Genomic DNA, 14,295 nt, shown 5'->3' with positions numbered 1-14,295 from the left:
GCTGCAAATAATGGGATACAAAATGTCATCGTTGCAAATTTCGCAAGGCACGTTTCGTCTTAGCGACACAAAAACGCTCCAGTTAGATGCGTTGACGTTAAACGCGGGTGATAGCTGGGCGTTTGTTGGCTCTAATGGTAGCGGGAAATCTGCGCTGGCCCGCGCGCTGGCGGGCGAGTTGCCGCTCCTGAAAGGCGAGCGCCACTGTCAGTTCGCGCGTATTACCCGACTCTCTTTTGAGCAACTCCAAAAGCTGGTCAGCGACGAATGGCAGCGAAACAACACCGACCTTCTTAGCCCCGGCGAAGACGACACCGGGCGCACCACCGCTGAAATCATTCAGGATGAGGTCAACGATCCCGCCCGCTGCGCTGCGCTGGCGCAGCAGTTTGGCATTTCAGCTCTGCTTAACAGACGTTTCAAATACCTTTCGACCGGTGAAACACGTAAAACCCTGCTCTGCCAGGCGTTAATGTCCTCGCCAGATTTACTGATCCTGGATGAACCCTTTGACGGGCTGGACGTGGCGTCCCGTCGGCAGTTAGCAGAACTGCTCGCTGAACTTCACCAGGCCGGTTTAACGCTGGTGATGGTGCTTAATCGTTTTGATGAAATTCCCGAGTTCGTGCAGTTTGCCGGCGTGCTTGCCGATTGCACGCTGACGGAAACCGGCGCAAAAACCGACCTTCTGCAACAGGCATTAATCGCTCAGCTTGCACATAGCGAACGTCTGGAAGGCATCCAGTTACCTGAACCGGATGAGCCTTCGGTGCGCCACACGCTGTCAGATAACGAGCCGCGCATTGTGCTTAACGACGGCACCGTCTCGTATAACGATCGCCCTATCCTGCATCATCTGAGCTGGCGGGTAAATCCGGGGGAACACTGGCAAATCATCGGCCCCAACGGTGCGGGGAAATCAACCCTGCTCAGTTTAATCACCGGCGATCATCCCCAAGGATATAGCAACGACCTGACCCTGTTTGGCCGCCGCCGGGGCAGCGGTGAAACTATCTGGGATATCAAAAAACACATTGGCTATGTCAGCAGCAGCCTGCATCTGGATTACCGGGTAAGTACGACAGTTCGCAACGTTATTCTCTCCGGTTATTTCGATTCAATCGGCATTTATCAGGCCGTCTCCGACAGACAGCACAAGCTGGTACAACAGTGGCTGGATATTCTGGGCATCGATAAACGTACCGCGGATGCGCCATTTCATAGTCTTTCCTGGGGGCAGCAGCGGCTGGCATTGATTGTTCGTGCACTGGTGAAACATCCTACGTTGCTGATCCTCGATGAACCGTTGCAAGGATTAGATCCGCTCAACCGTCAACTGATCCGTCGGTTTGTGGATGTCCTGATCGGTGAAGGTGAAACTCAGCTTTTGTTTGTCTCTCATCACGCCGAAGATGCCCCGGCCTGCATTACCCATCGGCTAGAGTTTGTACCCGAGGGTGATATCTACGCCTATCGACAAACCTCTCTGCGTTAATTTTCATGCCAGGGCGTTTATCACGCCCTTTTTTCTGCTTTTTTTTCAGACAAGTGCTGAAATAACAACCTAACACAATGATTTATAATAAAATAACTGGCAGCATCTAGTGAAAACACCGGAGTGTAAACGATTCCACTAATTTATTCCGTGTCACACTTTTCGCATCTTTGTTATGCTATGGTTATTGCATACCATAGGCTTAACGGAGCGAATTATGAGAGTATTGGTTACAGGTGGTAGCGGTTACATTGGAAGCCACACTTGCGTGCAGTTGCTGAAAAACGGTCACGAAGTGGTGATCCTGGATAATCTCTGCAACAGCAAGCGCAGCGTACTGCCCGTCATTGAGCGTTTAGGCGGCAAGCATCCGACCTTCGTGGAAGGAGACATCCGTAACGAAGCGCTGATAACCGAAATTCTGCACGATCATGCCATTGATACGGTCATCCATTTTGCCGGTTTAAAAGCCGTTGGAGAATCCGTTGCCAAGCCGCTGGAGTACTATGACAACAACGTCAACGGCACTCTGCGTCTGGTGAATGCAATGCGCGCTGCCAACGTGAAAAACTTCATTTTCAGCTCCTCCGCGACCGTCTATGGCGATCAGCCGCAAATTCCTTACGTTGAAAGCTTCCCCACCGGCACGCCGCAAAGTCCGTACGGCAAAAGCAAGCTGATGGTGGAACAGATCCTGACCGATCTGCAAAAAGCACAGCCCGACTGGAGCATTGCCCTGCTGCGCTACTTTAACCCGGTTGGCGCTCATCCATCGGGAGATATGGGGGAAGATCCGCAAGGTATTCCAAACAACCTGATGCCTTACATCGCGCAGGTTGCCGTTGGCCGTCGCGAATCTCTTGCCATATTTGGCAATGACTACCCTACTGAAGATGGCACCGGCGTACGCGACTACATCCACGTGATGGATCTCGCCGACGGCCATGTTGCTGCCATGGAAAAACTGGCGGGCAAACAGGGCGTACATATTTACAACCTCGGTGCAGGCATCGGTAGCAGCGTGCTGGACGTGGTCAACGCCTTCAGCAAAGCTTGCGGTAAACCGGTGAATTACCATTTCGCCCCGCGCCGTGATGGCGATCTTCCGGCCTACTGGGCTGACGCCAGCAAAGCCGATCGCGAGCTCAACTGGCGCGTGACCCGCACACTGGATGAAATGGCACAAGATACCTGGCACTGGCAGTCACGCCACCCGCAGGGATATTCGGATTAAGGACCAATCATGACGCAATTCAATCCTGTCGATCATCCACATCGCCGTTTTAACCCGCTCACCGGGCAGTGGATCCTCGTATCACCACATCGCGCCAAACGCCCGTGGCAAGGGGCGCAGGAAACTCCGTCTAAGCAGGTACTGCCTGCACATGACCCGGACTGCTTCCTGTGCGCTGGCAATACGCGCGTTACCGGCGACAAAAACCCGGATTACACCGGGACCTATGTCTTTACCAATGACTTTGCGGCGCTGATGTCCGATACCCCGGACGCGCCGGACAGTCACGATCCGTTAATGCGCTGTCAGAGCGCGCGCGGTACCAGCCGTGTAATTTGCTTCTCACCCGATCACAGCAAAACGCTGCCGGAACTCAGCGTCCCTGCGCTAACAGAAATTGTGAAAACGTGGCAGGAGCAGACTGAAGACTTAGGCAAAACCTATCCCTGGGTGCAGGTATTTGAGAATAAAGGCGCAGCGATGGGGTGCTCGAACCCGCATCCACACGGACAAATTTGGGCCAACAGCTTTTTGCCTAACGAAGCCGAACGTGAAGATCGCCTGCAGAAAGCGTACTTCGCCGAACAAGGCGCGCCGATGCTCGTTGATTACGTCCAGCGTGAGCTGGCGGACGGCAGCCGTACGGTCGTTGAAACCGAGCACTGGCTGGCAGTTGTCCCTTACTGGGCCGCGTGGCCGTTCGAAACGCTGCTGCTGCCGAAAGCGCACGTGTTGCGAATTACCGATTTGACCGACGAACAGCGTGCTGACCTGGCGCTGGCGTTGAAAAAACTGACCAGTCGTTATGACAACCTGTTCCAGTGCTCATTCCCCTATTCTATGGGCTGGCACGGCGCACCGTTTAACGGTGAAGAAAACCAACACTGGCAGTTGCACGCACACTTTTACCCGCCGCTGCTGCGTTCCGCGACTGTGCGTAAATTTATGGTCGGTTATGAAATGCTGGCAGAAACCCAGCGCGACCTGACGGCAGAACAAGCGGCTGAACGACTGCGTGCGGTCAGCGACATCCATTTTCGCGAATCCGGAGTTTAAATAATGAGTCTGAAAGAAAAAACACAATCTCTGTTTGCTGAAACATTTGGCTACCCTGCCACCCATACTATTCAGGCACCGGGTCGTGTGAACCTGATCGGTGAACATACCGATTATAACGACGGCTTCGTTCTGCCCTGCGCTATCGACTATCAAACCGTTATCAGCTGTGCGGCACGCGACGATCGAAAAGTCCGTGTGATCGCCGCTGATTACGACAATCAGGTTGATGAGTTCTCGCTTGATGCGCCAATTATCGCTCATGACAGCCAGCAGTGGTCAAACTACGTGCGTGGCGTAGTGAAACATCTGCAAAAGCGCAATAACGCCTTTGGCGGTGCTGATCTGGTGATCAGCGGTAACGTCCCGCAGGGTGCGGGCTTAAGCTCTTCTGCCTCACTGGAAGTCGCTGTGGGTACGGTATTCCAGCAGCTCTATCATCTGCCGCTCGACGGCGCGCAGATTGCCCTGAATGGCCAGGAAGCTGAAAACCAGTTTGTCGGCTGTAACTGCGGCATTATGGATCAACTGATCTCGGCACTTGGTAAGAAAGATCATGCACTACTGATTGACTGCCGAACGCTGGGCACCAAAGCCGTTTCCATGCCTGAGGGCGTCGCGGTGGTGATCATCAACAGTAACTTTAAACGCACATTGGTCGGTAGCGAATACAACACCCGTCGCGAACAGTGTGAAACCGGCGCGCGTTTCTTCCAGCAGCCAGCGCTGCGTGATGTCAGCCTTGAAGCCTTCAACGCCGTCGCCCACGAACTGGATCCGATTGTCGCCAAACGCGTTCGCCACGTGATCACGGAAAATGCGCGTACCGTTGAAGCCGCACAGGCGCTGGAAAAAGGCGACCTGCTGCGCATGGGCCAGCTGATGGCGGAATCTCACGCCTCAATGCGCGATGACTTTGAAATTACCGTGCCGCAAATTGATACGCTGGTCGAAATTGTCAAAGCGACCATCGGCGATAAAGGCGGTGTCCGTATGACCGGCGGCGGCTTCGGCGGCTGCATCGTGGCGCTGATCCCGCAAGATTTGGTACCTGCCGTACAGCAGGCCGTCGCGGAACAATACGAAGCAAAAACCGGTATCAAAGAAACATTCTACGTCTGCAAACCTTCACAAGGAGCAGGACAATGTTAAGCGAAATCCCTGTGCAGGCTCCGGACGGTCAGCCGTTTCGCCTGCTCACCCTGCGCAATGACGCAGGGATGGTCGTCACGCTCATGGACTGGGGCGCGACGCTGCTCTCTGCGCGTATTCCGCTTAGCGATGGTAGCGTGCGTGAAGCATTGCTCGGGTGCGCCAGTCCGGAACAATACCCGGAGCAGGCTGCGTTTCTGGGCGCTTCAATTGGTCGCTACGCTAACCGTATCGCCAACAGCCGCTATACCTTTGCCGGCGAAACCGTTGAGTTGGTACCAAGTCAGGGCAACAACCAGCTGCACGGCGGGCCAGACGGTTTCGACAAACGTCGCTGGCAGATAGTCAATCAGAATGACCGTCAGGTGCTGTTCGCCTTAACATCTGACGATGGCGATCAGGGTTTCCCTGGTAATCTTTGCGCCACCGCGCAGTATCGCCTGACTGACGATAATCGTATTTCGATAACCTACCGCGCCACGGTCGATAAGCCCTGTCCGGTGAATCTGACGAATCACGTTTATTTTAACCTCGACGGTGACAAAACGGATGTGCGCCAGCATAAGCTGCAAATTATGGCGGACGAGTACTTGCCGGTTGATGAAATGGGCATCCCGCATGACGGGCTGAAATCCGTCGCTGGTAGCACTTTCGATTTCCGCACGCCTAAAATCATCAGCAGTGAATTTCTTGCCGATGACGATCAGCGCAAGGTGAAAGGTTACGATCACGCCTTCCTGCTTCAGGCACAGGACAATGCGCGTACGCCGGTCGCCCGACTGTGGGCCCAGGATGAAAAACTGCAGATGGTGGTATACACCTCCGCCCCGGCATTGCAGTTTTACTCCGGCAACTTCCTCGGCGGTACACCATCTCGCGGACCAGACGCCTACGAAGACTGGCAAGGTCTGGCGCTGGAAAGTGAGTTTCTCCCGGACAGCCCAAACCATCCAGAGTGGCAGCAGCCGGACTGCTTCTTACGCCCGGGTGAAGAGTATGCCAGCGTGACGGAATATCAGTTTATTCCGGTCTGATCCTTTCCCCTCACAGGCCCGATGACGTAACGTAGCGGGCCTGTTATTTGTTTATCACAGTAGAACCGCTCAAATCCCCACCACTCAAAGACAAAATCGCAACCTTGAATTCACAAGAACCTTACACTGTGGCGCTATTTTCGCTATGGTTATGCGTAAGCATTGCCGCTGACGCTTTACGGCAATATAATGAGAATTATTATCATTCAATATGATTTATAGGAGTGAGTGTATGGCTGTAACTAAGCTGGTTCTGGTACGTCACGGTGAAAGTCAGTGGAACAACGAAAACCGTTTTACCGGTTGGTATGACGTTGATCTGTCAGAGAAAGGCGTGGGCGAAGCAAAAGCGGCAGGTAAACTGCTGAAAGAAGAAGGCTACAGCTTCGATTTTGCTTATACCTCTGTGCTGAAACGTGCCATCCACACCCTGTGGAACGTACTGGACGAACTGGATCAGGCCTGGCTGCCGGTTGAAAAATCCTGGAAACTGAACGAACGTCATTACGGCGCGCTGCAGGGTCTGAACAAAGCTGAAACCGCTGAAAAATACGGTGACGAGCAGGTTAAGCAATGGCGTCGCGGCTTTGCGGTAACACCACCGGAACTGACCAAAGATGACGAGCGTTATCCGGGTCACGATCCGCGTTATGCGAAATTGACCGACAAAGAGTTACCGGTTACCGAAAGCCTGGCGCTGACCATCGATCGCGTTATCCCCTACTGGAACGAAACCATTCTGCCGCGCATGAAAAGCGGTGAGCGCGTAATTATCGCCGCTCACGGTAACTCTCTGCGTGCGCTGGTTAAATACCTGGATAACATGGGCGAAGATGAGATCCTTGAACTGAACATCCCGACCGGCGTACCGCTGGTATATGAGTTCGACGAAAACTTCAAACCAATCAAACATTACTATCTGGGTAACGCTGACGAGATCGCAGCAAAAGCGGCAGCCGTTGCGAACCAGGGTAAAGCGAAGTAATTTTCATCCCGGGTCAAACGAAAAAAGCGTGGAATGCTCCACGCTTTTTTATTGCCGGATGACGGCGTTGCCTTATCCGGCCTACCGAGCGTAGCCCGGATGAATTTTTTAACCGCGGCGCGCTTTTACTGCATCCGCCAGCTGGCGCAACACCGCATCGGTATCTTCCCAGCCAATGCAGGCGTCGGTGATGCTCTTACCGTAAGTCAGCGGCTCACCGCTATCCGGGTTCTGATTACCTTCTACCAGATGGCTTTCGATCATCACGCCAATAATTGCTTTTTCGCCCCCAGCAACTTGTCCGCAAACATCTTTCGCGACATCCATCTGCTTTTTGAACTGCTTGCTGGAGTTGGCATGGCTAAAGTCGATCATCACCTGCGCTGAAAGCCCTGCTTTGATCAGACCTTCTTTCACATCGGCAACGTGCTGAGCGCTGTAGTTCGGCTCTTTGCCGCCGCGCAAAATAATATGGCAATCGCCATTACCACTGGTATTTACGATCGCCGAATGACCCCATTTGGTCACAGACAGGAAGCAGTGCGGCGCTCCTGCGGCGTTAATCGCATCAATCGCTACTTTTATCGTGCCATCAGTACCGTTTTTAAAGCCAACCGGGCAGGACAGACCAGACGCCAGTTCGCGGTGCACCTGAGATTCTGTGGTACGTGCCCCAATCGCGCCCCAGCTCATCAGGTCGGCGAGGTATTGCGGCGTAATCATATCGAGGAATTCACCCGCAGCAGGCAATCCGCTGTCATTGATATCCAGCAGCAGTTTACGCGCAATGCGCAGCCCATCGTTGATCTGGAAGCTGTTGTCCATGTGCGGATCGTTGATAAGCCCTTTCCAGCCGACGGTAGTTCGCGGTTTTTCAAAATAGACGCGCATAACGATTTCAAGCTCGCCTTTTAACTCTTCACGCAGTGCCAGCAGGCGAGCGGCATACTCTTTGGCGGCTGCCGGATCATGAATAGAGCAAGGCCCAATCACTACCAGCAGGCGATCGTCACTCCCTTTCAGGATTTTATGAATCGCCTTACGGGCATGAGCCACCGTGTTTGCGGCATTTTCAGTAGCGGGGAATTTTTCCAACAATGCGACTGGCGGTAATAACTCGTTGATCTCTTTAATGCGTAAATCGTCGTTCTGATAATTCATGATTATTCCAGCGTTGCCATACTTATATAAATGAATGCAATCCCTCCAATCTATATCTTCAGTCATAAAGTGTAAACGGGGTTTTACACTTTGGACGGATTAATCCTGGAATTGGCCAAAAAAACGCAATAAAGTAGCGAAAAACGAGATCCAACCTACAATTTATAACTGTAACGGCTTTAATTTTCATAAATTTCAAGATTCTATGCTGGGTTTAATTTCTCTGGCAAAACTATTAACCACATATTGATGATGTAACTGGCACATGCACTGTTGGAAGACGTTATCCGACATATCGACCATAACAGGAGCATATTATGCATATGACAAAGCTGGCTTCACTCTTTCTTACCGCTACACTCAGCCTCGCCAGCGGCGCGGCGCTGGCAGCTGAAACCAATACGCAGTCCAATAACGGCCAGGCAAATTCCTCGGCGGATGCCGGTCAGGTCGCCCCAGACGCACGCGAAAACGTGGCACCAAATAATGTCGACAACAGTAACGTGAATTCGGGTGGCACAATGCTGCACCCGAACGGTTCATCAATGAACCATGAAGGGATGACCAAAGACGAGATGCACAAAAACACCATGTGTAAGGACGGTCGCTGCCCTGATGTGAATAAGAAGGTTGAGACCGGAAACGGCATTAACAATGATGCTGAGACAAAAACTGATGGCACTACGCAGTAACGCTGAAAATAAAGCTAATAATGGGAGAGCAATAGCTCTCCTTTTTAATTTTATCATCCCAAAAACGGTATGATGGCATACAGTAAAGATGAGAATAACAAAGGGATGGCATAATGGCGCACTCGCATACTCATACTTCTTCTGAGCAACCCAAGGACAATAATGCCCGCCGCTTGATGTTTGCATTCTGCATTACAGCCGGATTTATGTTGGTTGAAGTGGTGGGTGGCATACTTTCAGGTTCACTGGCCTTGTTGGCCGATGCCGGGCATATGCTCACTGATGCCGCAGCGCTCCTTTTTGCGCTACTGGCCGTCCGGTTTTCCCATCGCCCGCCCACAATACGACACACCTTCGGCTGGCTGAGGCTCACGACACTGGCCGCGTTTGTTAATGCCATCGCATTGGTCGTGATCACCATTTTAATCGTCTGGGAAGCCATTGAGCGCTTCCATACGCCCCGCCCCGTGGCTGGCGGCATGATGATGGTTATAGCTGTCGCGGGTTTACTGGCTAACGTGCTGGCTTTTTGGGTTCTACACCGCGGCAGTGAGGAGAAAAACCTGAACGTCCGCGCCGCGGCACTACATGTGATGGGCGATTTACTCGGCTCGGTCGGGGCGATCATCGCTGCGCTGATTATTATCTGGACGGGCTGGACGCCTGCGGACCCGATTCTCTCGATTCTGGTTTCCGTGTTGGTACTGCGTAGCGCCTGGCGACTGTTAAAGGATAGCGTTAATGAATTACTGGAAGGCGCCCCGCTGACGCTGGATATCGCCGCACTACAGCGCCATCTCAGCCGGGATATCCCCGAAGTCCGCAATGTGCACCATGTCCATGTCTGGATGGTGGGTGAAAAACCGGTAATGACGCTGCATGTGCAGGTGGTCCCGCCGCACGATCACGACGCGCTGCTGGAGCGTATTCAGCATTTCCTTATCCATCACTACCAGATTGAACACGCCACGATCCAGATGGAGTTTCAGCCGTGTAATGGGCCGGACTGCCACCTGTATCAGGGGGTATCCGGCCATTCACACCATCACCATTAATGGGACAGCGCGTGGGAACCCCGCTCGCGCGCGCTGTTAATCCACATCCTGCTACCGTTCAGTGCGATAACCGTCAGGATCACATATTCCAGCGACATGGCATATACGCCTTGCAGGGCGAAAATCACTACGCTTATTACGTTAATGATCACCCACAGCAGCCAGTTTTCAACGTACTTACGCGTCATCAGGATCATTGCCGCAATCGACAACACCATCATGCAGGAGTCCCAGAACGGGAATGCATCGGGTTGCAACTCAGGCACAACAACCTGCAATCCTAATGCCTGCATAATGTTCACCGCAATGCGGGTCAGGAACGCAAAGACCGGATCGATATAGACCGACATCAGGCCGATCGCCACCACGCAAGCCGCCAGCCAGCCGATCGCTTTTGGTAACGGCAACCAGCGAATTTTCAGTTCCGCTTCATGCTGGTTGGTTTGCCTGGACCAGGCATACCAGCCGTAGATGTTGGCGGCAAAGAAGAAAACTTGCAGCAACAGGCTTGCATAGAGCTGGATCTGAAAGAAGATAATCGCAAACAGCGTGACGTTTATCAGGCCGAAGAAGTAATTGCTGATTTTCTCAAGGCTCGCCAGGCCAATACACAGCAACCCGGCGATCGTCCCCACAGCTTCGATCCACGACAGATCGTAACCGCCAGCGCCAATTGGAATATGTACCAGAATGTTCTGCGTGCTAAAAAAGTCCATCTTTTCCCCCAGAGCCAAAAAATTAATTAAGCTCGAAGTGTAGCCGCAAATTCCAACATGCGGTTTAACGGCAACAACGCCCCTTCTCGCAGCGCAGCATCAACATGTATCTCATGAGCCGCTCCGCCTTGTTCCAGGCCCTCAGCAATCGCCTTGAGGCCGTTCATCGCCATCCACGGACAATGCGCACAGCTGCGACAGGTTGCCCCCTCACCAGCCGTCGGCGCTTCAAGCAATTCTTTATCCGGAACGGCCTGCTGCATTTTGTAAAATATGCCCCGGTCAGTCGCCACAATCAGCTGTTGATGCGGTAACGATTTAGCTGCGTTGATTAACTGGCTGGTTGAGCCAACCGCATCGGCCATATCAACGATAGACTGAGGGGACTCCGGGTGCACCAACACCGCGGCATCAGGGTAAAGCCCTTTCATGCGTGTTAAAGCCTGAGTCTTAAATTCGTCATGGACGATACAGGCCCCCTGCCAACAAAGAACGTCTGCACCGGTCTGTTTTTGTACGTAGTTGCCCAGATGTCTGTCCGGAGCCCAGATGATTTTTTCACCTAAACTATCAAGATGCTCAATAAGTTCTACCGCGATACTGGATGTGACAACCCAGTCCGCACGTGCTTTAACGGCGGCTGAGGTATTGGCGTAAACCACTACGGTACGATCGGGGTGCGCATCGCAAAACGCGCTGAACGCATCAATCGGACAGCCCAGATCTAATGAGCATTCCGCCTGTAGGGTCGGCATCAGGATGGTCTTTTCCGGGCTGAGGATTTTGGCGGTTTCCCCCATAAACCTCACGCCTGCAACTAACAGTGTAGAGGCAGAATGTTTTGAGCCGAAACGCGCCATCTCCAGAGAATCAGAAATACAACCACCGGTCTCTTCGGCCAACTGCTGAATTTCGGGATCGGTGTAATAGTGCGCGACCATAACGGCATCACGCTCTTTCAGCAGGCGCTTGATTTTTTCACGATAAAATTGCTTTTCATCCACACTCAGCGGGGCTGGCTTCGGCGGAAACGGATAAATTGCTGCTTCTGGATCAAACATCACGCTCATCTTGCTTTCTCGTTTTACTGGCTTAACGAAATAACCGATTAAAAGCGTGACGCACGCCGTATTCGGTTAGATTTGTTTTATATGCTAAACAAGATAGCGGATTGGCGTAAGAAAGTCACAATAATTGCGTGTGATGAATGCCGGAAGGCGACTGACGTCTTATCCGGCCTACATGAATAGTGTCGTCTGTAGGACTGATAAGCGAAGCGCATCAGGCAAGCAGATTCGAATCTTATAAATCGCAGATAGTAAAAAGGCGCCTTTAGGGCGCCTTTTTACACTGGTGGGGCGTGCAGGATGACTCGCTTTGCTCGCCCTCCGGGCCGTCGCCGTAAACGGCTCCGTTGTCTCACTACGTGAGACCCGAACCTGCAGCAGGTTCGAATCGTTAATTCTGCGCATAGCAAAAAGGCGCCTTTAGGGCGCCTTTTTACACTGGTGGGGCGTGCAGGATTCGAACCTGCGACCAATTGATTAAAAGTCAACTGCTCTACCAACTGAGCTAACGCCCCCTTATGGGGTTTACTTCTTAATACTTTCAGGATGGTGGGTCGTGCAGGATTCGAACCTGCGACCAATTGATTAAAAGTCAACTGCTCTACCAACTGAGCTAACGACCCGCTCGGGTATAACCTGAAAATTTTTACTCGGTGCCACCAATAAATTGGTGGGGCGTGCAGGATGACTCGACTTCGTCTCGCCCTAACGGGCCGTTGCTAAAGCAACGTTATCCTTCACGTTTAACATCTGAGTACGATGTTAAAGTTGGTGGGGCGTGCAGGATTCGAACCTGCGACCAATTGATTAAAAGTCAACTGCTCTACCAACTGAGCTAACGCCCCGAGTGGTGGGTGATGACGGGATCGAACCGCCGACCCCCTCCTTGTAAGGGAGGTGCTCTCCCAGCTGAGCTAATCACCCGATACTGCGCTGGATACTACTTACTAACTAAGTTAGTGGTGGGTCGTGCAGGATGACTCGGCTTCGCCTCGCCCTACGGGCCGTTGCTTACGCAACGTTATCCTTCACGTTTTACAATCGCGTTCCACCTTAGCGATTGGTGGGTCGTGCAGGATTCGAACCTGCGACCAATTGATTAAAAGTCAACTGCTCTACCAACTGAGCTAACGACCCACTTTTTTTGCCGCTTTCGGGCTGTTTGATATCCCTTGGCAACGGCGGCATATATTACTGATTTCAGATTTTAGCGCAACAAAAATTTCGATGTAAATAACTCAACTGCTTAGGAATCACACGACGCGACCAGAATTAACACGATTTCTGGTCGCATGGTGTTCATTACATCGCGCCAAGGCGTTTTTGCGCTTGTTTCGCGCCATCAGTGCCAGGGTATTTAGTGATAACCTGCTGATAAACGGCTTTCGCTTTCTCTTTATCACCTTTGTCCTGCATGATGACGCCGACTTTATACATCGCGTCTGCAGCCTTTGGTGATTTCGGGAAGTTTTTGACTACTGAAGCAAAATAGAACGCTGCATCATCTTTTTTCCCCTTGTTGTAATTCAACTGACCCAGCCAGTAATTCGCATTTGGCAGGTAAGTTGAGTCTGGGTACTTTTTAATGAAGTTCTGAAATGCTTCAATCGCGTCATCCTGGCGGGATTTATCCTGCACCAGAGCAATGGCCGCATTGTAATCGGTATTCGCATCGCCAGTTTGTACCGGAGCACCTGACACTGCCGCTGCACCCGCATCAGGTGCAGGGGTTGCTGCTGCCCCACTCTGATCGCCGCCCGCAGATTGCGCCGCAGGTGCACTACCGCTACCAAGATTATTCATCTGCAGCAATATCTGCTTCTGGCGTTCAACAACCTGATTCAGTTGATACTGATTTTCCTGAATTTGACCGCGCAGGGAATCAATATCGGACTGATTATCGGAGAGTTGTTGCTGGAGTTGGGTTAAAAGCTGACTGTGAGCGTTAGAAATACGCTCGAGTTGAGTGACACGGTCTTCGACCGAGCCAGAGCCGACACTACTGATTGGCGCCTGTGCAAAAGCGGCCCAGGGGGCCGCTATGCCAACCAGTAACGACAGACTCAACAGATGATGTCTGAAGTTACTGCTCATGCAATTCTCTTAGTAAACCAGTACGGCGCGACGGTTTTTGGCGTAAGCCGCTTCGTCATGACCCAGTACTGCAGGTTTTTCTTTACCGTAAGAAACGATGGAGATCTGGTCAGCAGAAACGCCTTTACCCTGCAGGTACATCTTAACGGCGTTCGCACGACGCTCACCCAGGGAGATGTTGTACTCAGGAGTACCACGTTCGTCCGCATGACCTTCTACGGTGACTTTGTAAGACGGGTTGCTACGCAGGAAGTTAGCGTGAGCATCCAGCATTGCAGCGAAGTCAGAACGGATATCGTACTTGTCCAGATCGAAGTAAACGATGTTGTTCTGCTGCAGCTGTTGCATCTGAAGACGCGCTTGCTCTTCAGAAGACATGTTGCCGCTGCCGTTTGCATCCATACCAGTGCCGGCACCCAGCATGCCTTCGCTGCCGTCATTGCTGGCGTTCTTGTTAGAAGAACACGCTGCAATAGCCATAACAGGCAGAGCAATCATCAGCCCTTTCAGCACTTTGTTCAGTTGCATTTCAATGATTCCTTTATTAATCAATT

Annotated in this window: 13 protein-coding genes, 5 tRNA genes and 1 other RNA gene; 8 read left to right on the top strand and 11 right to left on the bottom strand. The window is 52.2% G+C overall.

The genetic code is table 11. The features are described 5' to 3' along the window. Positions 1 to 22 precede the first annotated feature (22 nt). The 6 genes from modF (at position 23) to gpmA (ending at position 6,956) form a co-directional block, all read left to right on the top strand. A complete protein-coding gene (gene modF, locus OGY08_RS24265) occupies positions 23 to 1,495 on the top strand; it encodes a molybdate ABC transporter ATP-binding protein ModF (RefSeq protein ID WP_125362531.1) in 1,473 nt (490 codons plus the stop codon). Between the two features lie 217 nt (positions 1,496 to 1,712). After that, the gene (gene galE, locus OGY08_RS24260; protein WP_003831462.1) at positions 1,713 to 2,729 is read left to right on the top strand and encodes a UDP-glucose 4-epimerase GalE; all 1,017 of its coding nucleotides are present in this window, start codon (positions 1,713 to 1,715) and stop codon (positions 2,727 to 2,729) included. A gap of 9 nt (positions 2,730 to 2,738) precedes the next feature. Further along, positions 2,739 to 3,785 (top strand): galactose-1-phosphate uridylyltransferase, encoded by a 1,047-nt coding sequence (galT, locus tag OGY08_RS24255; RefSeq protein WP_032942745.1) that lies wholly within the window; start codon positions 2,739 to 2,741, stop codon positions 3,783 to 3,785. 3 nt (positions 3,786 to 3,788) lie between these two features. After that, the gene (gene galK, locus OGY08_RS24250; protein WP_032942744.1) at positions 3,789 to 4,937 is read left to right on the top strand and encodes a galactokinase; all 1,149 of its coding nucleotides are present in this window, start codon (positions 3,789 to 3,791) and stop codon (positions 4,935 to 4,937) included. After that, entirely contained in the window at positions 4,931 to 5,971 is a 1,041-nt protein-coding gene (gene galM / locus OGY08_RS24245; protein ID WP_125362529.1) for a galactose-1-epimerase, read from the top strand. The genes galK and galM overlap by 7 nt, the downstream gene beginning before the upstream one ends. A gap of 232 nt (positions 5,972 to 6,203) precedes the next feature. Then, positions 6,204 to 6,956 (top strand): 2,3-diphosphoglycerate-dependent phosphoglycerate mutase, encoded by a 753-nt coding sequence (gene gpmA, locus OGY08_RS24240; RefSeq protein ID WP_003022999.1) that lies wholly within the window; start codon positions 6,204 to 6,206, stop codon positions 6,954 to 6,956. A 108-nt stretch (positions 6,957 to 7,064) separates the two neighbouring features. On the opposite strand, the gene aroG is transcribed toward gpmA, so the two are convergent. Continuing rightward, on the bottom strand, positions 7,065 to 8,117 hold the full coding sequence (aroG, locus tag OGY08_RS24235) for a 3-deoxy-7-phosphoheptulonate synthase AroG (protein ID WP_003831449.1): 1,053 nt from the start codon (positions 8,115 to 8,117) through the stop codon (positions 7,065 to 7,067). A gap of 317 nt (positions 8,118 to 8,434) precedes the next feature. Between aroG and OGY08_RS24230 the strand changes: the two genes are divergently transcribed. Both OGY08_RS24230 and zitB read left to right on the top strand, forming a co-directional pair. Then, positions 8,435 to 8,809, top strand: coding sequence for a YbgS-like family protein (locus tag OGY08_RS24230; protein ID WP_003022994.1), 375 nt, complete (start codon positions 8,435 to 8,437; stop codon positions 8,807 to 8,809). A 113-nt stretch (positions 8,810 to 8,922) separates the two neighbouring features. Then, positions 8,923 to 9,864 carry a CDF family zinc transporter ZitB gene (gene zitB / locus OGY08_RS24225; protein WP_125362528.1) on the top strand — a complete coding sequence of 314 codons (942 nt, stop codon included), beginning with the start codon at positions 8,923 to 8,925 and terminating at the stop codon, positions 9,862 to 9,864. Here the strand turns inward: zitB and pnuC are convergent. The 10 genes from pnuC to pal form a co-directional block, all read right to left on the bottom strand. After that, on the bottom strand, positions 9,861 to 10,580 hold the full coding sequence (gene pnuC, locus OGY08_RS24220; protein WP_003831446.1) for a nicotinamide riboside transporter PnuC: 720 nt from the start codon (positions 10,578 to 10,580) through the stop codon (positions 9,861 to 9,863). The two genes, zitB and pnuC, sit on opposite strands and share 4 nt — an antisense overlap. 26 nt (positions 10,581 to 10,606) lie before the next feature. After that, positions 10,607 to 11,650, bottom strand: coding sequence for a quinolinate synthase NadA (gene nadA / locus OGY08_RS24215; RefSeq protein WP_003837113.1), 1,044 nt, complete (start codon positions 11,648 to 11,650; stop codon positions 10,607 to 10,609). A gap of 281 nt (positions 11,651 to 11,931) precedes the next feature. After that, a non-coding RNA gene (locus tag OGY08_RS24210) (RtT sRNA) lies at positions 11,932 to 12,064 on the bottom strand. Positions 12,065 to 12,086: 22 nt separating this feature from the next. Beyond that, positions 12,087 to 12,162: transfer RNA gene (locus OGY08_RS24205), tRNA-Lys, on the bottom strand. A 32-nt stretch (positions 12,163 to 12,194) separates the two neighbouring features. Beyond that, positions 12,195 to 12,270: transfer RNA gene (locus OGY08_RS24200), tRNA-Lys, on the bottom strand. A 146-nt stretch (positions 12,271 to 12,416) separates the two neighbouring features. Then, a tRNA-Lys gene (locus OGY08_RS24195) sits at positions 12,417 to 12,492 on the bottom strand. Between the two features lie 3 nt (positions 12,493 to 12,495). Beyond that, a tRNA-Val gene (locus tag OGY08_RS24190) sits at positions 12,496 to 12,571 on the bottom strand. Between the two features lie 137 nt (positions 12,572 to 12,708). Next, a tRNA-Lys gene (locus OGY08_RS24185) sits at positions 12,709 to 12,784 on the bottom strand. Between the two features lie 165 nt (positions 12,785 to 12,949). Further along, a complete protein-coding gene (gene cpoB / locus OGY08_RS24180; RefSeq protein ID WP_125362527.1) occupies positions 12,950 to 13,741 on the bottom strand; it encodes a cell division protein CpoB in 792 nt (263 codons plus the stop codon). A 9-nt stretch (positions 13,742 to 13,750) separates the two neighbouring features. Next, the gene (pal, locus tag OGY08_RS24175) at positions 13,751 to 14,269 is read right to left on the bottom strand and encodes a peptidoglycan-associated lipoprotein Pal (RefSeq protein WP_003022983.1); all 519 of its coding nucleotides are present in this window, start codon (positions 14,267 to 14,269) and stop codon (positions 13,751 to 13,753) included. Positions 14,270 to 14,295: the final 26 nt, after the last annotated feature.

It is taken from the genome of Citrobacter sp. Cpo069 (assembly GCF_030332785.1).
Classification (GTDB): Bacteria; Pseudomonadota; Gammaproteobacteria; order Enterobacterales; family Enterobacteriaceae; genus Citrobacter; species Citrobacter portucalensis.
This window is presented reverse-complemented; position numbering and strand designations above follow the sequence as displayed.